The organism is Cesiribacter sp. SM1 (genome assembly GCF_020178975.1).
In the GTDB taxonomy this organism is placed as follows: Bacteria; Bacteroidota; Bacteroidia; order Cytophagales; family Cyclobacteriaceae; genus Cesiribacter.
Genome location: NZ_JAHXBU010000091.1, coordinates 21,881 through 46,998 on the forward strand (window position 1 = coordinate 21,881; position 25,118 = coordinate 46,998).

At 48.1% G+C, this 25,118-nt stretch carries 17 protein-coding genes; 3 read left to right on the forward strand and 14 right to left on the reverse strand.

What is annotated here, in order from left to right:
* Positions 1–33 precede the first annotated feature (33 nt).
* From KWJ01_RS18125 to KWJ01_RS18140, 4 genes are read right to left on the reverse strand one after another with little or no spacing between them, the layout of a single operon-like run.
* A complete protein-coding gene (locus KWJ01_RS18125) occupies positions 34–1,269 on the reverse strand; it encodes an ABC transporter permease (protein WP_224998373.1) in 1,236 nt (411 codons plus the stop codon).
* Complete coding sequence (locus KWJ01_RS18130) at positions 1,250–1,942, reverse strand: ABC transporter ATP-binding protein (protein ID WP_224998375.1); 693 nt, start codon at positions 1,940–1,942, stop codon at positions 1,250–1,252. Before KWJ01_RS18130 ends, KWJ01_RS18125 begins: the two co-directional genes overlap by 20 nt.
* A gap of 55 nt (positions 1,943–1,997) precedes the next feature.
* Positions 1,998–3,476 carry a TolC family protein gene (locus tag KWJ01_RS18135; protein ID WP_224998377.1) on the reverse strand — a complete coding sequence of 493 codons (1,479 nt, stop codon included), beginning with the start codon at positions 3,474–3,476 and terminating at the stop codon, positions 1,998–2,000.
* 4 nt (positions 3,477–3,480) lie between these two features.
* Positions 3,481–4,728, reverse strand: a complete 1,248-nt coding sequence (locus KWJ01_RS18140) for an efflux RND transporter periplasmic adaptor subunit (protein WP_224998379.1) — start codon at positions 4,726–4,728, stop codon at positions 3,481–3,483.
* A 409-nt stretch (positions 4,729–5,137) separates the two neighbouring features.
* Here KWJ01_RS18140 and KWJ01_RS18145 point away from each other — a divergent pair, with 409 nt between their 5' ends.
* The 3 genes from KWJ01_RS18145 (at position 5,138) to KWJ01_RS18155 (ending at position 9,302) form a co-directional block, all read left to right on the forward strand.
* The gene (locus KWJ01_RS18145) at positions 5,138–5,869 is read left to right on the forward strand and encodes an SDR family oxidoreductase (RefSeq protein ID WP_224998380.1); all 732 of its coding nucleotides are present in this window, start codon (positions 5,138–5,140) and stop codon (positions 5,867–5,869) included.
* Between the two features lie 180 nt (positions 5,870–6,049).
* Positions 6,050–8,563: an outer membrane beta-barrel family protein gene (locus KWJ01_RS18150; RefSeq protein WP_224998382.1), complete on the forward strand. Its 2,514-nt coding sequence runs from the start codon at positions 6,050–6,052 to the stop codon at positions 8,561–8,563.
* Between the two features lie 166 nt (positions 8,564–8,729).
* Complete coding sequence (locus KWJ01_RS18155; RefSeq protein ID WP_224998384.1) at positions 8,730–9,302, forward strand: TetR/AcrR family transcriptional regulator; 573 nt, start codon at positions 8,730–8,732, stop codon at positions 9,300–9,302.
* Positions 9,303–9,334: 32 nt separating this feature from the next.
* Here KWJ01_RS18155 and KWJ01_RS18160 read toward each other — a convergent pair whose 3' ends face one another.
* The 10 genes from KWJ01_RS18160 to KWJ01_RS18205 form a co-directional block, all read right to left on the reverse strand.
* Positions 9,335–9,664 carry a hypothetical protein gene (locus KWJ01_RS18160; RefSeq protein ID WP_224998386.1) on the reverse strand — a complete coding sequence of 110 codons (330 nt, stop codon included), beginning with the start codon at positions 9,662–9,664 and terminating at the stop codon, positions 9,335–9,337.
* 42 nt (positions 9,665–9,706) lie between these two features.
* Complete coding sequence (locus KWJ01_RS18165) at positions 9,707–9,928, reverse strand: hypothetical protein (protein ID WP_224998387.1); 222 nt, start codon at positions 9,926–9,928, stop codon at positions 9,707–9,709.
* 70 nt (positions 9,929–9,998) lie between these two features.
* Positions 9,999–14,582, reverse strand: coding sequence for a T9SS type A sorting domain-containing protein (locus KWJ01_RS18170; RefSeq protein ID WP_224998389.1), 4,584 nt, complete (start codon positions 14,580–14,582; stop codon positions 9,999–10,001).
* Positions 14,583–14,995: 413 nt separating this feature from the next.
* Positions 14,996–15,382, reverse strand: a complete 387-nt coding sequence (locus tag KWJ01_RS18175; RefSeq protein ID WP_224998391.1) for a hypothetical protein — start codon at positions 15,380–15,382, stop codon at positions 14,996–14,998.
* A 161-nt stretch (positions 15,383–15,543) separates the two neighbouring features.
* Positions 15,544–16,587 carry a trypsin-like peptidase domain-containing protein gene (locus KWJ01_RS18180; protein WP_224998392.1) on the reverse strand — a complete coding sequence of 348 codons (1,044 nt, stop codon included), beginning with the start codon at positions 16,585–16,587 and terminating at the stop codon, positions 15,544–15,546.
* Positions 16,580–17,266 (reverse strand): hypothetical protein, encoded by a 687-nt coding sequence (locus KWJ01_RS18185; RefSeq protein WP_224998394.1) that lies wholly within the window; start codon positions 17,264–17,266, stop codon positions 16,580–16,582. The genes KWJ01_RS18180 and KWJ01_RS18185 overlap by 8 nt, the downstream gene beginning before the upstream one ends.
* A 24-nt stretch (positions 17,267–17,290) precedes the next feature.
* On the reverse strand, positions 17,291–18,925 hold the full coding sequence (locus KWJ01_RS18190) for a hypothetical protein (RefSeq protein ID WP_224998396.1): 1,635 nt from the start codon (positions 18,923–18,925) through the stop codon (positions 17,291–17,293).
* A 3-nt stretch (positions 18,926–18,928) separates the two neighbouring features.
* Positions 18,929–20,182: a hypothetical protein gene (locus tag KWJ01_RS18195; RefSeq protein ID WP_224998397.1), complete on the reverse strand. Its 1,254-nt coding sequence runs from the start codon at positions 20,180–20,182 to the stop codon at positions 18,929–18,931.
* Positions 20,172–23,606 (reverse strand): hypothetical protein, encoded by a 3,435-nt coding sequence (locus KWJ01_RS18200; RefSeq protein WP_224998399.1) that lies wholly within the window; start codon positions 23,604–23,606, stop codon positions 20,172–20,174. The genes KWJ01_RS18195 and KWJ01_RS18200 overlap by 11 nt, the downstream gene beginning before the upstream one ends.
* A gap of 14 nt (positions 23,607–23,620) precedes the next feature.
* A complete protein-coding gene (locus tag KWJ01_RS18205) occupies positions 23,621–25,057 on the reverse strand; it encodes a hypothetical protein (protein ID WP_224998400.1) in 1,437 nt (478 codons plus the stop codon).
* Positions 25,058–25,118: the final 61 nt, after the last annotated feature.

The following is a 25,118-nucleotide window of genomic DNA, read 5'->3' on the forward strand; positions in this document are numbered from 1 at the left end:
TGTATTGAAAAATTTAGGGATGAGAACAGGCCATTATTTTGTTTTCAGAGCCTCTGCCGGGTGCAGCCTTGACATACGCCATGCCGGATAAACCCCGGACAACAAACCAAATAAAATGGTAAAAATCAGTCCGGCCCACAACACTTCCATATTGATGCTAAGCTCCATATGGTCAATGATGCTGGCACTGTTGATAGCCTGCAGGGCCACCCAGGCAACAACAAAGGCCAGTACACCACTTAAGAGAGTTAGTACCAGGTTTTCCACAATAAACTGAATGATCAGCGCAAAGGAGGAAGCCCCAAATGCTTTGCGTACACCAATTTCAGAAGCCCGCTCCATAATGCGGCTTATGTTAATATTCATCAGGTTAACCGTAGGCAGCAGCATAAAAAGAAAGGCAAGTACAAATAAAACAGTATACAGGGTATTGATTCCTGAATCATCAGCATCGCCCAGAATCATGCGGCTAAAGGCAGCCAGGTATGGATCGGCATTGGTAGAGAAAGATTCGTACTGGCTGGGATCCGGATTTTCTATCTGGCTCACCAGTGCCTTGTACTCCTGCTGCATGGCCTGCACGCTGGCTTTATCTTTAGCAACGAGCGTAGCCATGTATTCGCCGGTAAAACTCTTGTCTATGCCGTACTTTTTATCCAGTGTGATAGGCACATAAAGGGTTCCATAAGAGTGAATGCGTGTAACGGGTGTATCTTCTATCACGCCTATAACCTTAAAGCGATCCTCTCCCACCTTTAGCTCTTTACCCACTGCAGAGGCTTGCCCAAACAGATCTTCTTTTAAGGAGCGGGCAATTACAACCACTGGCTGGCGCTGCGCCACCTCTTCTGCGGTATAAGACCGGCCTTCCGTAAACTTATGCTGCATTACCTGCCAGAAGTTAGCATCGGTAAATTTGCGGTCCATGCTTACTTTTTGACCGTCGATGAAAGTGCTGACTGCAAAGGCTATGGAATAAAACGACATGTTTTCAGGTGTCTGCAGTTTGCTCACGTACTCCTCCAGGTAGTGGATGCTATTGGTAGAGCTGATGGTAAAACCAGCTTTCCCCTTCATCCGCATATTTACAATGAGCAGGCTACGCTCCTGGTTTACCTCAGGCCCCTGCACCCCTACCAGATGCTCCCAGAAGGAGGCAACAATCATAAGAATGGCCAGGGTAAGTGTAATGCCAAACATACTGATGAAGGTGTAAAACCTGCGGCGGTTCAGTACCTTCAGGGCCATTTTAAGATAATTGCGTAGCATAGCTTTCAGTGTTTACAGGTTGACCATCGAAGAAACGGAGCAGGCGCTGGGTACGCAGGGCCTGGGCCTCATCGTGCGTTACCATTACAATGGTGGTACCATCCTGCTGGTTGAGTTGTAGAAGAATGTTCATCACCTCATCACCCATTACTGAATCGAGGTTACCGGTGGGCTCGTCGGCCAGTATTACCTCCGGCCTGCCTACAATGGCCCTGGCAATGGCTACCCGCTGGCGCTGACCGCCCGAGAGCTGGTTGGGGTAGTGTTTGGTGCGGGCACTTAAGCCTACTTTCTCCAGTGCTTCCATGGCTCTTTTTTTGCGCTCCGAAGCAGAAACATTGCGGTAGATCAGGGGCAGCTCTACATTATCGATCACGTTGAGGTCGGTAATCAGGTGATAGCTCTGGAAGATGAACCCAAGCTTTTCGTTGCGGATCTTTGCCAGTTTCTGATCTGGCAGGTTACTCACGGTCTGGCCATCCAGTTTAATGGTACCACCGGAGGGTGCATCCAGAAGGCCCATAATGTTGAGCAGGGTACTTTTACCGCAGCCAGAAGGACCCATGATGGATAGGAACTCACCTTTGGCTACTGCCAGGTTAACATTGCGCAGCGCCAGCGTTTGAATGCTGCTGGTGCGGTACACTTTTTCGATGTTGCTAAGTAGTATCATATCTTTGGTATTTGGAATTCAGTATTGGGTACCAGGTATTTTATTTGAAAATCTGTTAATCAAAACTATCAGTTTCACTTGCAGTAATAGGCTCCTGTCGTTCAAAATCGTAGAGGGTGAGCAGGCGCAGGCGGTAGTAGGTTTCCCAGTAGCCGCGGAGGGCCTGCAGGTAGTTGCGGCGGGCGCTGTCTTTTTCGGTTTGGGCAATGTTTAGCTCTGTAATGCTGATGCGGCCCATGGCAAAGCTCTCGCCTGCAATTCCGTATCTTTCACTGGCCAGTTCGGCGGCTTCTTTCGAAACCTCCACCTGGGTCCTTAGAGATTCTATCAGGGCTACCTGGGTGCGGATCTGCTGCTCAAAAACCTGCTGATCTTGTTTAACGGTGTACTCAGTGAGTTTCTGGTTGGCTTCTGCCGTCATTACCCTGGCTTTGTTACGGCCCCAGTCTACTACGGGAATGGTAAAGCCTACAGTGATCATCTGCTGGTCTACCGGGTTGTGGTACACCTCATTCCAGTGATCGGCGCGGTTTACCAGGCCTACGGAGGCAAACAAGTCTGCATTAAGGCCTCCTTCGCTTTTGGCTTTGTTCATGTCCCGGCGTGCCTCCAGCAGGCGAACCTGAAAATTAAGCCAGGTTTCCTTATTCTTCTGCGCTTCCTTCAGGGCTATTTCTTCCTCTACAAACAGCTGGGGCACATGCTGTGGCTCCTGTACCCTAAGGCTGCTGCCCTCCACCCCTGCAAAAGTTTTTAGCTGCAGAAAGGAGGTTTGCATATCCTGGCGGGCATCGGCAAGGGCACGGCGGGCATTCAGCAAAATGTACTTCATTTGCAGCAGATCGTTTTGGGAGATCTTCCCCATATCAAAGCGCAACTGGGCTATCTCCAGGGCCTTTACACCGTTTGCTACATTCTGCTGGGCCATTTCATAGTCTATTTGCGCCAGCAACAGTTGAAAATAGGCTGCCGTTGCCTGCAGTGATACTGCTTCCAGATCCGACAGAAATTTTCTGCGGGAAGCTTCGTAACGCAGGGGCTCAATTTGCCTGGCCCAGCGGTAGGGGTTAAAGGAGAAAAGCGACTGCTTATAGCCCACACCCACAGGACTGCCATTGTAGCGGGTAAAATCACGTTCCAGGTCATCGAAGCGCTGCAGCTGGCTGTTGATGAAAAACTGGCCACCCGTTAAGCCCACGTTTTGGGTAAGCTGCAGGTTTAATGCACTATTGTTGTTAACGATGGGTTGAAACTGTATGGTACCATCGGGCTGCGTTATAGGGCTGAAGGTACGGCTAAAGTCCGGCAGCGTACCCTGCAGCGCAAGCTGCGGATGCAGATCGGCTTTGTAGCTGCGGTATTGCCAGTGCCCGGTTTCCCTGGCTGTTTGTGCAATGAGTGCATCTACTGAACTCTGGCGGGCAAGTGCTACCAGTTCTTCGAGGCTAAGTGTTTTTTGCGCTTCTTCCTGCGCCCACAAGACTATGGGCAGGCTTAGGAGTACTGTAATAATGATGATGATCCAGGTTCTCATGGCCTTAGCGGTTTTCCAGTTCTAGTTCTTCTGCCTGGGCATATTCGCTCATATCGTTGAGGATCAGCTCATCACCTTCCTGCAGGCCACTGATCTCTACCATATCTACATTGGTAAGGCCAATGTCTACGCTACGGGCCTCTGCTTTATCGCCCCGCACCACAAACACTTTCTGATCCTGCTTGCCCTTGTAGAAGGCCCCGTTGCGCACCACCAGTACATTTTCTTTGTAGGCTGTTACCACATACACATCTACCTGCAGGTTGGGGCGCAGCACAGGGGCATTGCCTTCTTCCAACCCTACCTCAAAGGTTACCAGTCCGCCTTTAACTTCCGGCTTTATGCTGGTGATCATGCCGTACAGATCCTGGTTAGCAGCACGTACCAGTACTTTGCCTCCACTTTTAAGCTCTGAGGCATAAGCCTCCGACATGCTGGCGCTCACCTTAAAGCGGCTCAGGTCAGCCAGGCGCACCAGCTCTTCGCCGGCTCCTACAGTAGTGCCAAGTTTATCCTTTACATACACAATCACCCCATCGCGTTCAGCACGAATCTCGGCCTGCTGCATGCGGCGCTTAAGCTCATTTACACTTTTTTGATCTATGCTGATCTCGAACTGAAGGGTAGTGAGATCTGCCTTATTGGTTTGCTGCTGATTGCTGATCTGCTCCTGTAGTTGCTGAAGTTCTCGTCGGGCAATCTGCAGGCTTAGCTCTGCCTGGCGTACACTTTCACCGGTGCCTCCGCCTATCTGCTGCAGCTTGCGCTCGCTCTCCAGCTCGCTTTCCAGGCTGCTGATGCGCAGCTTCTTGATGTCGTACTGCGCCTGCAGGTCTGCCAGGTTTTTTTCCATGCGCAGGCGAATCAGGTTCGCTTCGTTTCTGCGCTTTTGCAGACCATCCTCCAGCTTCTCGAGCTCTACCTGGCTGTAGCTAAGGTCCAGCTTTAAAATTGGAGTGCCTGCTTTTACCAGGGTACCTGCAGGGTGGTAAACAGAATCGATACGTGCCTGCAGCGGACTGCTGATGCTTTGCTCGTACTCCGGTACTACAGTACCAGTAGCAGTAAGGCTAGCCTGAATTGGCCCTGTTGCCACCTGTGCAGTTTTAAGCGTGCGGTAGTCAACACTGGGTTTTATAAAAATCCTGAACCCAAAAAAGAGGAGCACTACCAGCAGTACCAGGGCAGCAATTTTAATGTTGCGGCTGCGGCTTTGCTTTTGTAGTTCTTCCTGTGGTATTTCGATATCCATGGCGGAGAGATTTTATTGCTACCACCATTATTTCAAAGCCTGTGCCAAATATATAATATACTCATATTCAGTATTTTACACTATTTTACCCAAAATAAAAGTGTCCAGGAATGGACACTTTGTTCAGTTTTGTGTGGCTGGTTTTATAAAAATGAACAGTAGTAGCCTCCAGCCCCAGCGAAAAACCTGTCTCAGGGGGTTCTGCACTTATGGAAGTGGGGCACATTCCACACACCTTACTTACTTCAGCAGCTGTTCCTGAAAACTCTGTTTTTATGATGTAAAAAAATTCTTTTAAGTCTGGCCTTGAGCAGGCAAAAACAGGCGCTGCTTAAAAAATTCATTTGGAGAAGACTAAAACCTTTACCCGCAGCCAGACCTTATTTAAGATATAAATCAGGATAAGACTATGAATTTACAGGAAGCAAAAATAATCATCACAGGGGGCAGCTCAGGCATAGGAAAAGAAACAGCCAGGCTGCTCAAGGCAAAAGGAGCCCAGGTTACCATAGCAGCCCGCCACGCCGGCAGGTTGCAGCAAACAGCCGAACAACTGGGGGTACACTGGGTACAGGCAGATGTTGGCAACGAAGACGATGTAGTAAGGCTGATGCAGGAAGCAAGCAAAAAAATGGGCGGCCTAAATGTGCTGATCAACAATGCCGGCTGGGGCTATGCTGCATCGCTCACCCAGCTTAATGCCGAACGTTTTATGGAAGTTTATCGCACCAATGTGCTTGGTGCTGCACTTTGTGCCAGGGAAGCGGCACGTATTTTCACCAGGCAGAAAGAAGGAAACATCATCAACATTGGTTCAACTGCCGCCCTAAAAGGAAGTGCCAATTCCTCTCCCTATACCGCCACTAAGTTTGCTCTCCGTGGTATGACGGAGTGCTGGCGTGCAGAACTGCGTGAGCATAACATTAGGGTGATGCTGGTGAATCCAAGCGAAGTGATGACTGAATTTGCCAGCAACAAGCAGGAAGTAGGTGGCCAGAAAGAGAAAAAATACACACCCCAGGAAGAACAAACCAAGCTAAGAGCCCAGGAAATAGCGCATACCATTGTGGCCATGCTGGAGATGGATAGCAGAGGATTTATTACAGAAAGTACTGTTTTTGCCACCAATCCCCAGGTTTAACAAAGTAATAAGAAAAACCGCATTAGCTTAAACAACAAGCACTTACCCAACAAATATTCTCCGTTTGCTTACTTCCTTCCGGAAAATATCCGTAAAAAAAGAGGAACAGAGGTTAAACCTTAAGGTGTAGAAAGCATCTACACCAAGACAACCTATGCAAACTGTTCGAACCAAATCAGCATGAAGACTTATTTACTTTTTATTATTTTACTGGGCATCAGTAGCTTTTCATTAGCGCAGAACGGAACTATCTCCGGCCGTGTGTTAGATGCACAAAGTAAAGAACCCCTACCCTTTGCAACCGTAGCTGCCTTTCAGGGCGATAAATTGATTAATGGTGCCACCACCGGCGATAACGGCCGTTTTGAGCTTGAGTTGCCTTATGGTACCTACAGGTTAATGGTGCAGTTTCTTTCTTACGGAAATAAGCAGTTTGATGCAATAAACCTTGATGCAGCTAATGCTACCCGTAACCTGGGCGATGTGCTGCTTAGCGCAGATGAAGAAACCCTTGAGGCAGTTGAAGTAGAAGCTCAGGCCATGGAAATGCAGCTTTCGCTGGATAAAAAAGTCTTCAATGTATCTGATAACCTGGTAACCAAAGGGGGTACAGCAACCGATATTCTCGAAAACATTCCCTCAGTAGCGGTAGACGTGGAAGGTAACGTTAGCCTCAGGGGGAGTGATAATGTTAGGGTGCTGATTGACGGAAAGCCCAGTGGTCTGACCGGTGCCAGTGCCCTGCGCCAGCTTCCGGCAGATATGATTGAGCGGGTTGAAATAGTAACCAACCCAAGTGCCCGCTACGAAGCGCAGGGCATGGCAGGTATTATCAATATCATACTTAAAAAGAATCAGCAAAACGGCCTCAATGGTTCGTTTGATGTAACCACAGGCTGGCCTCATAACCACGGCCTTGCGGCCAATATTAATGTACGCCGCAAAGCCGCTAACTTTTTTGTTAACCTGGGCACACGCTATCGTGTAAACCCGGGTGGCGGTTTTAACAATGTGACCTTTGGCGAAGAACAAACAGATGAACTGGAGAGCGGTACAGCCTACACGTACAAGTACCGGAATTCTACTTCAGACCGTGAAAGAGCCGGCTGGTCGCACAACATACGTTTGGGTTCAGATTTCTTTCTTACTGAAAAGAATGTGTTAACAGCAGCATTTTTATATAACCGCGGCAATGGCGATAACCAGGCGGTGCTGAACTATGACTTTTTAACAGCTGAAGGTAACAGAAGCCTAAGCAGCATACGCACCGATGATGAGGAAGAGCTGGACCAGAACCTGGAGTGGTCGCTTGATTACCGCCGCACCTATGATGAAAAAAACAAGAGTTTATCTGCCCTGGTGCAGTACCGGAATAACACAGACGAAGAAAGTTCTGCTTATCTCGAGAACTTTTTCCTGCCCTCTGGTGAATTGGCTTTAACCAACAGGCAGCGCTCCTCAAACCAGGAGGAAAACCGTGAGTTGCTGATGCAGTTCGATTTTGTAGATCCACTGCCAAATGACAAAGGCCAGTGGGAAGCAGGGGCTCGTTCCAGCTTCAGACGTATTGGCAACGACTATGGCGTTGATCTGTATAATGCCGGTGAGTTTATCTCCCTCCCCTTGTTTACGAATGATTTTCTTTACGAGGAGGAAGTACATGCTGCTTATGCACAGGGTGGTTTGAAAATGGACCGGATGAGCTACCAGGCCGGCTTGCGCCTTGAATATACAGGCATCACCACACAGATTGATGACAATGTGAATAGCAGGGATTTTCTTAACCTATTTCCTTCAATCTTTGCAAATTACAAGCTTACGGACCAGGCTTCGGTGCAGGCTAGTTACAGCCGTCGTATTCGCAGGCCTGACTTCAGGCAGCTAAACCCCTTCTGGACTTTCAGCGATATCAGAAGCTGGCGCATAGGCAACCCTAATGTTAATCCTGAATTTACAGATTCTTACGAGCTGAGCTATTTGCACAACTGGGAGCGTTCATCACTTACCTCAAGCTTATTCTACAGAAAAACCACCGATGGCATAGAGTTTCTGAGCAGCCGCCTGGATCCTGAAGAAGTATTCAGTGACCCACAGATTCTGCAGTTTTTCACAGGTGGTGCTGTTACACAGGCACAGCCTTACAACATCAGCAACCGAAATGATTATGGCCTTGAAGTAGTGCTTTCCTCTGACCTTACCAACTGGTGGACGGTGAACGGCAGTGCAAACGCCTACTGGCAGGTAACAGATGCCTACACACTTACCAATGAGAATGGCTCTACCGAAGACAGACAGGGTGTGGAGGCCTTTGGACTCATGGGACGCCTTAGTAGCCGTATGCGTCTGAAAGGCGGTATTAACCTGCAGCAAATGCTTTTCTACAGAGCTCCACAAAACAACCTGCAGGGCCGCAGCCTTAGCATGACCTTTGTAACCCTGGGTGCCAGCAAAGAAATTCTTAACCGGAAAGGCACCATCAGCCTGAATGTTGATGATGTGTTTAATACACGCAAATGGAGATCTGAACTGAACTTTGATGATGTTGTGACCAGCTCTGAATTCCAGTGGCGCAGAAGAAGCGTTACGCTTAGCTTCAACTACCGCCTGAACCAGGATAGCCGCAACAACCGCAGGGACAACCGCGACCAGCAACGCCAGGATGGTGGCGGCGGTGAAGAAGGCATGGAATTCTAATGATGATCAGCGCATAGGAAATTTCTTCATAAATCAATAAATAAGTAAAACTGCCCGGATCATACCGGGCAGTTTTCTTTTACAGCAATTTCTGATTTGACTGCCCGGGAACCGCTGATTATCACTATTAATTTTACCTTTGCAGCGCAGTACAAGAACCTAACGAATGGCAGTAGAAGATAAACGCGGAGCAGTTTTGCAGGCAATGATGGAGCTGATAACCGAGCATGGCTTTCATGGCACAGCCATGTCGATGGTGGCCAAAAGAGCGGGCGTTGCCGCAGGCACCATATACCATTATTTTGAGAGCAAGGAAGAAGTGATTAACCAGCTGTATGGAGAGGTAATGCAGCGTGTAGGGTTAGCACTGGTTCAGGAAGATAGTAACAAAGGCAGCATAAAAGATCGCTTTTTTCGCTATTATACAAATATCTACCATTACTACATCCAGCATCCGGATGAGTTCCGCTTTCTGGAGCAGTATACCAACTCGCCTTATACCAGCCAGCTGGCCAGGGAGGAGAATGGAAAAGCATTTGAGCCTGTACTGCTTTTCCTGCAGCAGGGTATTGAGCTTGGGGTGCTCCGTCCGCTAGAGTTACGCATGATGATGGCACTGGTACATGGCCACGTTATTTCACTGGCAAAGCTCCACCTGTCTGATAACAATTTACCCGTTACACAAGAGCAGCTGGAGCAGGCGGCCCAGAGCTGCTGGGATGGCGTACGCATCAACTAGTGTTTGCAAATAGCAGGCATTCAGATCTAAGATCAGTTTTCTGATGCAGCCCCGGAGCGGCTGGCATACCAGCGGCGGGTCTCTACTTTCATGAGCTCGCGCTTCAGCATTAGATCAGCTATTTGTCCGGCAGGATCATCAGATACCAGGCATTCCTTGAACCGCTTTTCAGGCACATCTATGCGATAGACCGATTGCAAAAGCCGCTCAAAATCGCGCTCCAGCAAATAGAGCACCTGCCTTGCCAGCAGTTGCCGAAGTTCAGCTTCAGTAAGTGCAGGCGCCTTCTGCAGTGCTTCCTGATCGAACACTCCATGTTGAAGAAGCAGCTGCGCAGCTTCGTCGATTTCTGTTTTTTGCATGTTTATAGTGGATGTTAACTTACACCAGAGCAGGCCAAAGTCTTATATGATATCACCAAAATCATTGATTTCATCCAGGTCATAATCCTTACCGGTCCCCCATTGTACCAGTTCATACAGTTCGTACTTCTCCAGGGTTATCTTATCTTTCAGGAGGTAGTTTTTATCAGATAGCCGTCTAACCACTTCAAATTCACGGGTTTCTCCGTAGTTTTTCATTCTATAAGTTCGCCCTACCCGCAGGGCATCAAATGCCATTGCCATTAGCTTTTCTTTTCGTAACGCAAAAAAAGGGCTTTTGTGAAAGAAAAGCCCTTTTTTAAAGTAGTATAAGTTACTTTTTTATCACCTTAAACTGCTTGATCAGTTCTGCAGAGCTTACTTCCAGTATGTACATTCCGGCCTGCAGATGATCGCCCCTTAACACAGGCATGATATTTTCGCCATCCAGAATTGTGACTTCCTGCGTCAGCAGCTGCTTGCCTTCCATGTTAAGCAGACGGAGCGCCAGGCGTTGTTCCTTTGCTCCTGCTATGTTCACAACAAGATCGCCCTGGAAAGGATTGGGATACACCCCTTTGATGGCAAATGCTTCATCTGGCAGCACCACAACCACTACATTACTGTAATCTGTTGCGCCATCCACATCTACCTGCTCCAGTCGGTAGTACACTGCTCCCGCCAGATCATCAGCTACTTTATCATCGGTATACTGATACTGAACCAGCCCTGTGCTGTTACCTGCAGATGTTACCCTGCCGATGGTGTTGAAGATTCTACCATCTTTTGAGCGCTGCACGTTAAAGTGACTGCTGTTCTTTTCAGAACTTGTTTCCCAATCCAGCACTACATCATGATGTTCCAAGCTGGCAGTAAAGCGGGTAAATTCTACCGGCAGAGGCACATCGGGATTAGGACTGCCAAAGGTAAATACACCCCAGCCGCTTACCCGGGGGCTGGAAAGTAACCGACCCAGTTCGGGTGCCGGTGCCTCCTCTGTGCCACTGTTTCCTTCATCTACCCAGGCAGGCTGGCTGGCATTCCAGCGAACTACTCCAAGATCCTCTGCCTTGTTTTCTATTGCTTCAATACCAGATGCCTCATCCCAGTAGAGCACAACCTGTGCAGCGGGATTTCCTTCCACCGGTTCAATAGTCCAGTGTTCGGTAGGCGATACCTGTTCAATGCCATCTGCAAAGAATTCCTCATTATCCTGGGTTCGAACAAGCGGATAAGGGGCTGCCCCAAAATGGTAGTTCACTACAAAAGCAGAGGGAGCAGAAGATACAGGCGCTACTGCTGCCAGTCCTAAGCGTTCTTCATCTCCTACCGGATAAACAAAACTTTCAGCACTGTTAAAGCGCTTAACCATTGGCCCTGCCACATAGGCATTATTTGCAGGTGATCCTTCCTCGCCCAGTGTGGCATCAGCACCCATAGTTAGCATGGCGTCAGGAGTACTTAGCACCACACCTTCCACCAGATCAAGAGCACCTTCTACAAGCACAGGGGTTTGCAGGTTTTTAGGGCCACCTCCTTCTATCAGCAATCGCCATAGTTCCAGTGCTTCGGTGCTATTAATAAATTGCTCTGTTTCTCCATTCAAAGACAAGACTCCCCTACCGGCATCAAACACTCCTTCGTTGTTGAGCACACCTCTAAGGCTGATTTTTCCAGGGCCTGTATATTTTATGGTTCCCCTGTTGGTAATACCCTCAATGAGGGGATTACGCTCACCGCACTGCCTTAACTCCGCCCTTGCCTCTGCCATAGTAACCGATGCTCCTTCCAGGATCACCAAATTCCGGTAATTGGCAGGCCCTGGCTCTTTCCTGATCACTGGCTGGTATTTTACCTCCTGGTCAAAGATCCTGGTTTTATTGGGAAGAATAGTGGCCAGGTTATATGCCTGGGGCTGGTTGTTGTTGGGGCAATCTGGCACCCTGTTGGCAGACCAGTTGGCGGGGTTAAACCAGTCATCGCTCACCACGCCTATCCAGGCATTGTAACCCTCACTGGCACCAATATCCGGATCAATCCTTAGCACCAGGTCTATATCAGTTTCAATTTCTTCTATACTATAACCGGCATCTACCACCACACTGGGCCGAACTGTTTGCACAATCCGCAGGTTGCCATTGGCAGGATCTAAAAAGTCACTCTCTATATTCTCTGAACAAACAGAGTTTTGCTCGGGTGTACTGGCTGTCCAGGCACTGCAATCATCCAGAAGCAGATCTCCGTATCTGCCAAAATCGTTCAGAGAAGCAGTGCCCGATGAGCGATACAGCAGGTTGTTGCTGGAAGTCCATCCAGCTGTAGCTTCGGTACCAATCACAAAATTTGCATTCCTGCTGGTAGTACGGGTGTTGAGAAAGATGTTGTTTCTGACTGTTGTAGGGCTGATGCCCGAGCGATAAAAAACATAATTTCTGCCAATGGCTGCGTTTTCTCCCCCGTAAATGTATACGGAGTTATAGAAGACTTTAGTGGCGCCACTGCTGTTAGAAGGCACAAAGATGCCATAGTAAACAGTTGTGCTGCCGGGATAAACATCTTCAAACGTGATCATGTTATTGGCCACCCTTGTTTCTCCGGAGATATTTTCAGCAACGATACCGGCTACATTTCCTTCGCCCAGGCTGCTGGGGCATACTACTGATAATGCAGATGAGTTATTGTAGAAATCATAAATAACATTCCGGAAGATATCTGTTGGCCCGTTGCCCAGAGCATGAATACCCACCATGGAAACACTAAGCCTGCCACTTACATCTGATCTTATGTTGGCAATTGTATTCTGGCTTATTTCTATGTTGGAGGCACTTTCATTATTGTAAACGCCTATAAACTTCAGATCTGAATAGCCAGCCCCGCTCACAGCTCCCTCCAGCCGGACAGAACCAATGTAATTACCACGAACCACTCCACTGCTTGTTCTTCCGCTTTGGCCCCGGTAATAAACGGGCGCTAGCAGGTAAGATCCTGCATTTATATCACCTGAGTTAACATTCCGAACTGTAATGGAGGTACCGCCTGCAGGATCTCCAAAGGTATTGTCAATAAAATCTACTTCGCCTGCCAGCACCACCGAACCAAAGGCCAGGTCGTCGCAGCCGAATGGCATGCCTGTTATTGCTATGTTGGTGACAGTGTTGCCTGTGATTTCTACCTTACCATTCTGGGTATCGATGCTGAAAGGCACAATACTGGGATAGGGCGGAATTCCTGTTTCATCATCATCTACAGTTACACGTAAAGGATTGCCTGCAGCAAAAGCTGCACTACCACCAATAAAATTACCTTCTACCAGGTGATCGGTGCCAGATCTGATGCATACACCCTTCAGCTCAAAAAGTCCCTCGCTTACCACAGGCGCAGATTCTCTTTCCTGATAAAGATGGTTACCCAGAATATTCCAGGAGCTGTTTCCAGGTCCTGCCATGATGGTGCAGGGGTTGCCTGCTATATTCAAGCTGGCCGTGGCTGCAAAACCGTAGAACTGGTTACCCTCCACCCACAGATCATCTGTTGTATTTCCTGCCGCAGCATTCCAGGAAGCCAAAGTATTTACAGGCCTCTGGTTGCCATAGCCACCAATCTGGTTGTAGAGAATAGCATTGGCATCATTTCCACTCCTGGTTCCGTTACCAAGAAAAACGACCGCCTGTTCCTCTGATGTACTGGCACCCTGTATTGTGGCATAAGCTATTGTATTATTTGTGGCATCATTTTCTAAATGAAAGGTGGGTGCAGCACCAGTGTTGCGAAAAAGCAGATGTCCACCTATTCCCATCCCTTCTCTGCTGTCACTGGGTGTGCGGCCATCAAACCGCACCCAGTCTGCCCCATTTAACCTGATAAGGGCTCCCCTGGCAAAATTATTTGACCCTGTAACGGAGTAAGTTTCTGCATTTTGTGGGCGGAACTGAATAGTATTCACATCAGAAGTACCTCCTATATGATTGAGGGCAACCTCTCCTGTTTCTCCTGGTAAATCGCTGATGATGATAAAATTCATAGGGCCACTGATAGTACTCAGTTCGTTTAAAGCATTAAATACCCCACCCGGACGCGTAAGGCTGTTAAAATCACCACCACTCCCTACTGTATAAGTACCTCCTGCCGGATCAAGTGCTACCGGAGGTACATAGGCTGGCACTTTCTCAATTAGGAGATTATCAAAAAAAGCAGTGCTTCGCATATCATTACCACGCGTGACAAACTTAACCTGCCTGATGGGTGCAGTACCCTGTGCGGTTACATCATTTGCCACCCGGATATTATCCACCCAAATATCTATGCTGTTGTTGGCCAATGTTTCTTCTGTACCCAGTGGCGATACATAGCTAAACCCGTTGCCAGACCTGTTCATATAGATGGCAATAGTACTCTGGCTATTCATAACATGGGTAGCATTTGCCTGGTCAAGGGCGATCATGTTTCTAACCGAAAACCTGTTATTCCCATTCCAGTTAATATCGATGGTAGCAAAGCGGTCTACATTATCAGGATAGGTTGCATTATATGCCATATTATGCCCCACATAAAAACTCCCGATAGGATTAGTCACACTTCCGTTTACAACATCCAGATCAAACTGCAGCTTGAGTACCTCCGGCGATGGCGCACCTACCTCCTTCAACCACCATACACGTGTATTATCACCTTTAACCAGGCGCATCACTGTTTGTCCACTACCCTCCGGCTGGTGAAGTGAAAAGGTAGTTCGGCCACTAGAAGAAGTAGTTAACAGTTCATTCACCTGTCCTCTTCCGGGATTTGAGGATCTGAATTCAGAAAGTGCGTTTAGCCCCTCAAAATCCTGTACAAGAATCTGACCATTGGTCCAAAAGGGAATACTTATAAAAGCAACAAACCAGACTGTTCTAGCATAATGGAGTAAAGTTTTTTTCATAGTAGGCTGGTTAAAAAGTAATTTATCAGCAACAATATTACATTACCATATAAATACTACTCCTTTAGGCAGCCTTTGGTTTTTTCGATAGTCATTATCGGCAGAACATAACGTAAATTATTGCTTATTACTATTTTATATAGCTATTACAGCTTAATGCTAATTTTCCGGAATAAGCATACACAAAGAGCATGCAAGTTAATCAAGAGAATCTCCCTAGATATATTCAATAATTACCTATTGTTTTTATGTAAATATTACATGTATCATTGTCTTTGCTGTGCCAGCAGAATAGCGATCCCCTTCAGACAAATGAAGCCTGTTAGCCCTTACCTGCACTGATACTCACCTTCCGGAGCACAAAAAAAGCCGGTGCTGCTGCACCGGCCTCTGCTTATAACAAGTGGAAGTTTCTATACCTTTTCAACCTCCGGATGTAAATACCGCTCGTAGTTTTCTTCATTCGACCAGAATTCACGGCATTCTTCTCTGCACTTCTCAATAAATGAAGGATCTCTTTTCAGGTCCTTCCAGTTTCCCAGTCCCAGCTTTTCACACATTTTAAAGAAGTTATCTCCCTGCCCCTTGGGCTTGATCTTCACTAAAGCACTTAGCAGAGGCCTACCCTGGGCATGTTCTGCCATGCTTATTTCGTTTAGTATTTCTCCGAGCATGTTTTTCTCATGATTGCTTTCCAGGTTCAGCCCCAGGCTCATCTGGTAAACCAGACTAGGATACGATATGGGAGAATCATCTACTCGGGCAATCTGAATTAGTTTTTTTCTTATGCGGTCGTTCATAGGCAAAAAAGTAAAATAGCACCAAAACCTTTACGGACACTCGTCGTTTAATAGGCCTGTTTATATAATAACCGCATTTTTGGCCTAATGTTTCATCATTGATGCATATAAAAAAACCGGCTTTGCAGCCGGTTCTATATCAGTTAAATGAATGTTATGTACTAGAAACCAAGTACCTGTACATTCATTGCAAAGTTACAGCTTTCACAATCACGGGCTTTGTAGGTAGCAATGCCTACCACCTCACCATCCATGGTCATTACCGGGCTGCCGCTGCTACCCGGAGAAATGGCTGCATCTATCTGCAGCACGGCTTCTTTCTTACCCTGGTCCCTGATAGCAGACACCACACCACGGGTAATCGTACTTTCCAGGCCGCGGGGGTTGCCCAGCACAAATATATCGGTGCCCTTACGCGGCGTTTTACGGGCGGGCTTCAGGAAGGGATATTCCTCACCCTCTGCCAGATCTACCCTGAATACGATATAGTCGAAATTCTTATCCTTGGAGATGATGTCGGTTACTTTATAACGACTGCCGTTTGCTGTACGAATCATCCACTCGGTACCACCATCAAACACATGGTAGTTACTCACACACAGGCCATTCTCCATCAGGAAGAATCCTGTGCCCTGGCTTACGGTTTTTCCTTTTTCATCGCGGCCGAGTACCAGAAAAACACACTGTTCGGCATACTCCACCAGATCTGCAAAACTGTTGAACTCTGTACGTGCCTTTGTAGCATTGGCAGCAATGGCTCCAATGCCATTCTTTTTAATAGGGCCAACTTCAGGCAGTACTTCTGCCGGCTGGTGCGTGGTTAAAGTTGTATAAGAAGAAAATGCCCTTAGACTATCCGTTAACCAGGTATCGTTTAGTGCTGCCAGCCCCTGCTGCAGGATCTGGGCGTTCAGGTGCTGCCCTCCTTCGGTTACAGCATATCCCCACACCTCATCTACCAGCTCGGCATCGGGATAGTTACTGCGGTCAAACACAACACGGACTTTCCTGTTCAGGGCCTTGTCTTCCAGAAACTCCTGGCTTGCCTGCGTAGGCTCTACGCCAATCAGGTGCACCTTTTTACCATTCTTTAGTGTAAGGGTGTTGCCATCCTCCACTTTAGTAACAGTATGTGCCAGGTCCTCAAAATCTGTACTACATGCTACAGCAAGTAATGCCAATAGCCCCAAAAACAATCTATTCATCCAGTTCTTCATGCTCCCGCTTCTGTATTTGCCCTGTTTTAGGTATAATCTGTATAAGAAATCGTCTGTTCTTTCCTTCTTCTCCTCTGCCATTGTAACGGCCAGCTCCATAAATCCCACTTCCTGCTATTATTAACTCAAAATTATCTTTATCAAAGGTAATGCCATTCCGCTTCCAGAGACTTGCCAGCGCCAGTGCCCGTTGATAACTTAATAAATAAGTTTGCTGTATAAAGGTACGGTCTCTATTGATTTGTGGGTCCCGGGGATCACGGGCTGCCATTCCTTCCACTATTACAAGGTACTTCACATCCAGCTCATTCGCAATAGAAGCACGGTCTGCCTCCTCTATGAGTGCTTGTAATTGTTGGCCGGCTTCTATCAGGTTTTTGGTATATTTTTGGGGAATCTCGTATTCCCACTGTGCAAACTGAACGGGCACCATTAGCTCATAGCGCTGATTTTGGGGCTGAAACTCGAAATAGGGACTCTCATCTAACCTATGTAAGGCTTGTTCTAATTCTTTAATTTTTTTATAGTTTGTGGCAAACAATTCGAGCTGCTCCTCCCGCTCACGGAAAAGCCTGAAACTCAAAACAAATAACACCATCATTACCACAAAGAGCGCAGTTAGCAGATCGGCATAACTGGGCCAGAAGAAAGAGGAGGGCGCACGCATAGGCATGTTAGTTTTTTCCTAAACTTAGCGACCGCCCAACATACGTTGAAACCAGCTTTTACGCTCGTTCAGCTGCTGCATATGGTTGTTTAGTAATTCCATTTCTTTTAGTACTCTTCCCTGGGTCTGCCCATCCTGGTTGATTTTCCGGATCAGGTACTGCTGGGTTTCCAGCAAATGTTTTAATGTATCGGCAAACAGCTCACGCATGCTCTGCACATCGTCTTCCATATGGCGAATGGGCTGCAGCTGTTCGCTTATTTTCTGATACACATTATCCTGCTTTAGGCGTTCAAAATGCTGGCGTAACTCCTCTCCTGCATCCTGCTCTTCCTTTTGCATTATTTGAAGCCTGCGCCTTACCATTTCGCCAATTTCGTCTCCTGCTTCAATAAAATGCTGCTGTATGCCATGCGTTAGCTGCTCCATTTTATCCTGGTGCGCAGAGAGATACCCCAGCTGCTTGCGAATAAGCTCCTCGTTTTGTTTCAGGTATCCCTGCACATCATCGAGCTGCCGCAGGTGATCCACAATTTCACGGATATCGGCAGCTGCTTCACGGCCGGTATCCATACTTTCGTTAAGCCGCTGCAAGTATTGGCCAAAACGTTCAAAGAGCGTTTCGTTTTTCTGAATCTGTTCAAAGAACCGCAGGTTGGCTTCTGTAAGCTGACTGTAGTCTGATTGCTGAAGCGCAATTAGAAAACGCTCCTGCAGGCCAACATATTGGTTCAGGTTGGCAAAAACTGATTTAAAATCGCTGATACGCTGAAAAAAGTCTTTATTGAACTCATCCAGTACCAACTTAAGGTTGCCCAGACTGCGGGAAAGATCGGATTGCAACTGGGGCAACAGCTGTATCTGTAAAAAGTTGAGCCAATCGTTCTGGCGTGCAGTTGCGGTGGCAGATGCCAGCCTGTATTCCCTGTTTCCGAGCAGCGTAAAAAGCAGCCCAAAAAAACTGCCTCCCATGGCTACCACCACGCCAAGCAAAAAGCGGCCTATAGCTTCTTCTGTTACACCATCAGTCACTACAGCACCCAAACCCAGAATTACGCCCAGGAAAGTGCCTAGCAGGCCAATGTACAGCGGTGAAGCTACTGTTGCCTGCAAGCTGCCTGTTTCGGCCTCAAACCTGCGCTGGCTCATGTCTTTAATGGCATCAAGGCCTGTAACGGCACCCTGGTTGCGCAACAGGTAAGCCTGCACCTCCTGCAGTACTGCTGCAAAACCTTCTGAAGGCTGGTGTGCAGCCGGTACCTCCGCAAGTTGACTGGAAGCATCCTGCTGCAGCGCTGGCCTGATGGAGAATCCCGAGCTGGAGGCAAGCGCCTCCAGCTCTTTCTGCGAAAGCAGAAAGCTAGAGGCGCTGTTTTTATCCCTGTCTGTTTCTTCCACTACATAAAACTCGCCCTCTCTTCCTTTTATCCTGAAGATGTGGTCTGGCTCTGCAGCAAGCACATAAGGAGTGCCGGACTGTATGGCCTGAAGAGGATTGATGGTAGGCGATGCAAATGCTTTTTCTGCAGGCTGCATAAAGAGCTGGCCTTGTTCAGGAAAAAAATTGCGCAGAACAGCTGCTTGTTGCCTGTTTTGCAGAAACACGCGCAGCTGCAGTGCCACCACGGCAATAATCACAATTATTTCCAGAACTATCATAGCTTACTCAAAGCGAACTTTAGCTTTCTGCTGAATTTTCCAAACACTGCCTTCCTTCCGCAACCTGCCTTTTTCTTCGTTTACAACACGGCCGGGGTTTTCTTCCACCTCAGCAAAGTCACAACCTTCCTCAAAGAAACTAAGGCCGTTTTGCATGGCATAACGCTGTACTTCAGAATCTTCTGTTATCCAATACTCTGCATCGGCTGGCTGGTCGGGCAGTATGCGTATGGTGTAGATACTATCGCGCTGCCGCTCCCGGCTCATTTCATTTTGATGAAAGCCTCCGCGGAAGGGCATTTTATCATAATAAAGCCCTGCATCTGTTTCTTTTTTAGGTCTGGCAGGCTCTGTTATGGCAACCGGAGCAGAAGGCGGCTCTGGTGCCTGTGCCGCAGCAGGTGGTTCTGGCTGCGGCTGCTGTGGTGCAGAGGGCCTGGCAGGCGGAGCGGGTTTTGCTGCTTCCTCCAGCTGCATGAGCTCATCCAACACCAGTTTTCTCACATCGTTTTCGGTTAAGCCAGCATTCTGTTCGGGCAACGGGCTTGGTGTTACGGTGGCTATTACAAATTCGTTAACCTGTTTTTCCAGCGTACGAAACTCTCTTTTTAGCCGCGAATAGCGGTCCTCAAGATCTCGCAGCCGCCAGAAAAGCAAACCACCCAGGGCGGCGATTAAAAGCCATTGCAATATCTCGTTCCAGGACAGGTCTAAGCCTGAATCACTGGCAGCAACATCTGTAGCCGGTGCTGGCTGCTCTTCCTGAGCAAGGGCTCCGGCAGGCATATCATTACCAGTAGTAGCCAACTCCTCGCTCTGGGCCCCTACCTGGCGTGCTATCAGCATAAGCTGCTGCTGCAGGCTATCCACACTATTGAGCCTGGCCTGGTTGGAACGGCGAACAGAAGATTGTTTAAGCCTGGTACTAATCTCACTCACAAGCTTTTGGAGCTTAGCCTCAGTAGAAGAAAAACCCTGGTAAACAGCCGGTTTATCTATGCTACTCATCAGCCTCATTACGCCTAAATTAGCATCGGTTGCAGTCATACTCTTTTGCAGTGCATCCCACGACTGGCAGTTCACACTGGGCAACAGGCTGTCGGCACCATTATCTTCATAAACAAACCGGGTGGTTTCGCACCAGATACGCAAACGGGCATGGTGAAAAGCCAGGCTATCGCTCTGTGCCGCCCGAACTGCAACCGGCGCCAGCAGGCAGCCCGTTAGCAGTAGCAGCATAATAGATTTAACGGTCATAATGAGCTTTGTAAATTTCTTTTGACAACTCGTAAAGCGTTTGATAAAGCGGGTAGAAGAAAAGTGTTTCCGGCAGGGGCTTTTCTGCCATATTGCGGTGCTCCAGCAAACGGTTCATGCCCAGGTGCAGGCTATCGGAAAGCTTAGACTTAATCTTCTCTCTTAGCCAGGGCAGGTCTGCTTCGATGGCAAAATCATCAAAGAAGCGTGTGAGCTTATCATTACCCAATACCAGCTCAAAGAAAGCTTCAGCATTTTGCAGCACCTCCTGCTGTACCTGGGTATCTGCATCATGGTAGCGCAGCGGGGTATCGAACAGGTTTTGCCCCTGGCCGGTGCCAAGCATTTTTACAGGCTTGGCGCCATCATAATCGTGCACAGCCGGGTTAAAGAACACGCCGCCATTAGCAGTTGCTTCTTTAGGCTTTCTGGCCTGAATAATTCTGAAATTATCGGGCACCGGCGTCTGGCAAACCTCCTCCAGCAGCGCACGCGTGAGCCGCTCCAGACTGCTGGTATTGCCACCACCGCTTAAAAAGTTGAGGTAAAGGCTACCCTTGCCGCTAAAGGTTATATAACGTGGTATTTTAAGGCCCAGGTGATTGATAATCTGGCCGCAATGGAACAGAATAGCAGTGTAGTGCAGGTAAAAAATTACCCGCAGATAACGCGCCCTGATGAACACATTGTTGAACATGGCCGGATCAACATTATTGAAGATGTCGTTGATTACATCTGCTGAGGTCTGGCTGATTGACTTTGGCTTGAAAGGCTTATCGGCCAGCTTCTGGTAAGCAAGCAAAAAGCCATTGTCTATGGTAGAAATTTTATTGAAACCATCGCCCCAGAGTGCATTGCCGGCAAAGCGGAAAGAAGAGCCCCAGGCTGGTTGCTGGTTTATAAAGAATAAAATATCTGTAGAACCACCGCCTATGTCAATATTCAGCAAGTGATCATCGCGGGTTGGCACCACCTCACCTGCAGAAGACAGGTAGTAGTAAGGCGCGGCAGACTCTGTAAGGTGCAGCGGCTTCCGTTCTGTACGGAATATCTGCTGATAGTTGCGCGTCCATTTTTCTTCGAACAGGTTAAAGGCAAAGGCATCGAGACTAAGTGGCGAGAACCACACCAGGCGGGTTTGCTCCAGGATGCCATCGTTCAGGGCCACTTTATGCTTGATGAGGCGCAGCAGCTCACTAAAGAACACATCAATGCGGTCGTTGCCTTTGCGGTCCAGCTCGGTGCTCCATTTCAGGTCTGTTTTATAGGCAGTATGGCCCGGCACATCCAGTTCTTTGTTGATACCAAAGCCTATGTTGATATTACCAAGCATATCGGTAGGCCTAGCAATAAAATCACTTACCTCGCAGGTTGCAGTGCGGATTGGAAAAGCCACTTCGGCTCCGCTCGCCTGCCCGCCAATGAGGTATGGCACAAACTCACGGCTTACCACTGTATCGATCTCCATGGCCCTGTGCAACGAGGCCTGCTTGTACCGCTGTATGGGCAGCAGTCCGGCCTCATCAGAAGGTTTGTTGAGCATAACCACCTGCGGGTCGCTCTCTTCGATAGAGAAAGGCTGTGGGGCTACGTTAGTGCCTGTGGTGTAGGCAATGTGTGTGTTGGTTGTTCCGAAATCTATGGCAAAAGTAAATCGTTTGGTGCCCGGCCCTGCTTCATTCCATTTCGGAATTAACAAGCCTCTCACCGGCTCCTGCCCTCTTTCGCTTAAAGGGTGTATGATTTCGGCATAATCGAAATGGGTGTTGAACACCTCGTAATAGGTGGAGCCATAGGCACCCTCCTGTTTACTGATCCGGCGTGTTTTTTTAATGCCTCTTCCTTCCGGTGCTTCGCGCAGGGGCTGGGTTTCCAGGTAAAACTGCATGCTAAACTCACCAAATGCAGCCTGCCCGTTTACCTCCAGATCTACCAGCATTACCTTGTAAAAATCATTGTAGGCCGGGTCTGGTAACTTCAGGAAAGGGAATACCCCCAGACCCAAACGTGTAGAGACGATCTTTCCTTTTTTAGGAATTTCCTGTCCGTTTTCGTCCCTTGGGTTCTGCGGGTTTTCGTAATAGATCTTTTCAAAAAGGATATGTCCTCTTTTTACCGGAACAGACAGCTGCACCTTGATATAAGCAGGGTCTACAATAAAGGTCAGGTATTTATCCAGATCCCTGAAGCTGAAATAGCTAAAGTACTCCCTGCGGATGGGCAGCAGGTAATTAAAGCGGAAGGTACGCTCACGCTCTGCCCCGTTCTGATACTGAACTTTGCCATGGTTAAAACGGTCGGTATTCAGCTCATAGGGAAGCTCCAGCAGGTGATCTTCCAGAAAATCGCCGGTGGTGAGGTAAGGATATTTATCTGATAAACCAGGCAGAATACGGCTTTCTGGCGGTGCTGTATTTTTAATGGGCACCTCTGTTTCCTGCTGCCACTGCCCGGAAACATAATTCCAGCCGGGATAATGGCCTTCGCGCAGTACCAGGGGCAGGCGATCGCCTTCTGGTGTGCGTGATGGCTGCAGCACAAAGTCGCTTACTGCCGCTATATTAATGTTTTCTGCAGGCGCAGAGGCAAGGCGAACACTCCCAACCGATACCTGGCTGTTGGTGTCGTCATGCAGCGGCGCATACTCATTCAGGAAATTATCGGGTCCGTAGCCGGCCTCGAACTGTAGCTGGTTAAGCCGTTGCTGCAGTTGTGGTTCGGCCTGCTTTTGTGCCAGCGTTAAGTACTCATACATCGACTGGCATCGGCCTTTCAGTACCGGGTATGCCTGAAAAAGCTTGTTTAGGTAGAGCTGAAAATCATCGGGGCGCTGGTACAGGGGCACCGGCTCATCGAACAGGCGGTAACCTTTGCTGCTGTTTAAATCAAGCGCACCCAGGTCTGGCAGGGTAAAAACCAGGGTAAAGGGTGAGGTACCTGCAATAATACGATAGTTGTAGTATATGAGGTAGATATCTGAAAAGCCGTTGAAGGGGCTTTGCGGATTGTTGTAGTTTAAGAACAGCTGCAGGGTATTGGCCAGGAGCTGATGTTGCGGAATGGCCTCCAGCTGCTGCAGTTTTTCGTTTATGTTCCAGCGCCGAATCAGCAGGCGTTTTTCGGCCTGCTGGTATTTCTGAAAGTTGTACAACAGCTCTATAACATCCAGGCACTGCGACACCATGCGATGGTATATGGTATTATCGCTTAAGTCGCGCCTGGGTGAGTTCACCACAAATTCAAAGGCTGTACGGAACAGGTACATCCTGGCTAGTGGCGAGGGTATGGAAGTAGATACCTTGCGGGCCCTGCCACCACTCGGGTCAGAAATGTGCTGGATTAGGCTGCTGTCAATCTGCACGCTCTGCTTCCAACCTTCCAGTTCGGTAGAGGCATTTGTATGTAGTCGGAGTACTTTCGCCATAAAAATAATTGCAATCAGATGGTAGGCATCTTATTGTTGTAAAAGTCTTCAGTAACGTGGTTGAACATCTTTATGAACTTGCGGTTGGGATTTGCCTCAGAGGAAAGTTGCTTTTCCTCCTTGTTGAGCCTGACCACAAAGCCATCGTGCGTAATACCTTTATTAAAGAAACTACGGCTTACTGGTTTGCCCTGTACCAGCAGGTTAAGATCACTGGTACTTAAGTTAAAGGGCACAAAACTGCGTTTGTTTCGGGATAGCTCATCCAGCCAGGCAAAGAAGCCCCACTGCCTGTTTTCCAGAAAATGTCTTAACTCTTTATGGAAGCTGTCGTTGGCAAAGGCCGAATCAAGGTTGAGTGCTTTATAGTAGTTCTTGCCGGCATCCTCCTTGATGAAATCTTTATAGTACTTGGCAAAGAGCATAAACTTAACCAGTTGCTGCCCAATGCGGTGGGTGGTTTCTTCGTACAAATGCTCAAAAGTGATATTGGGGCTATCCTGCCTCAGCCCATACTCGTGGTACAGGGTGTTGCCGGAGAGATCAGCCTCCTCATACTCCATAAAGTCTACGATTGAAAGGGCTGCCAGCAACTCTACCAGGTGGGCATCGTTGCGCTGGCTGGCACCGCCGGGCCTGTTTTCATATGGTGTATCAGGATTATCGGCTATATAATAGAGGGCATTTATACCATCCAGGTTATTCTTATAATATGCCAGTGCATCACGTGTTTTGGTGATAAAAGCATTTGAATCAATAACACTTTCATTTTCTGTTTGCAGGCCAAAGTATGGCTTAACGGTAATGGCACCGATAAGAGCCGTAGAGATATCGCCGGCATTTTGCAGCCCCGAGTTCGGATTACGCAGGTTTTTAAGCAGCAGCGGAAAGCCCGCAGCACCAGTACCCCCAAATATAGAGCTGATGATAAAAATACGATCGCCCCGGCGGAAGTTATCGGCAAAGAAGCGTAACTCCGGCGAATTGATCAGTTTGTTGAGCACCACACTGCCTACATTGGGGCTTCCTTTAAAACCAATGGTGAGCGGACTGTTGAGGTTATCCTGGGTGTAAAGCAGTTGTACCAGCGCCTGTGTATCAGGGTCCATTTCATTAAAATGGATAAACTCTTTAAAGCTCTGGTTAATGCCGCCAAAATCAAAGGTAAAGGCATCTTTTACCCGGCCATCTCCCCTGCTGTCCATATCTGCCAGCTTGCTGATATCAGTTTTGAAGAAGCCGCTTTCCTCTCCAGCCACGGCATGCAGGCGCTTATAGCTTTTGAGCATTTCAACAGTACGGTTGAGGTCGGCATTTTGCGTATCCGGATCTACAATAATGGGAATAACACGATCTGCCCGAATTCCCACCCCGGCGGCCATAAGCATTCCGAACGAACGCAGCACCCTGGCGCCCGTACCTCCTATGCCAAATATGAAAAGTTTAGACATGATAATAATTTGTTGAGTAAGGAATAAGGAACCGGGTTTCAGGAAAAGCTAACCTTAGCTT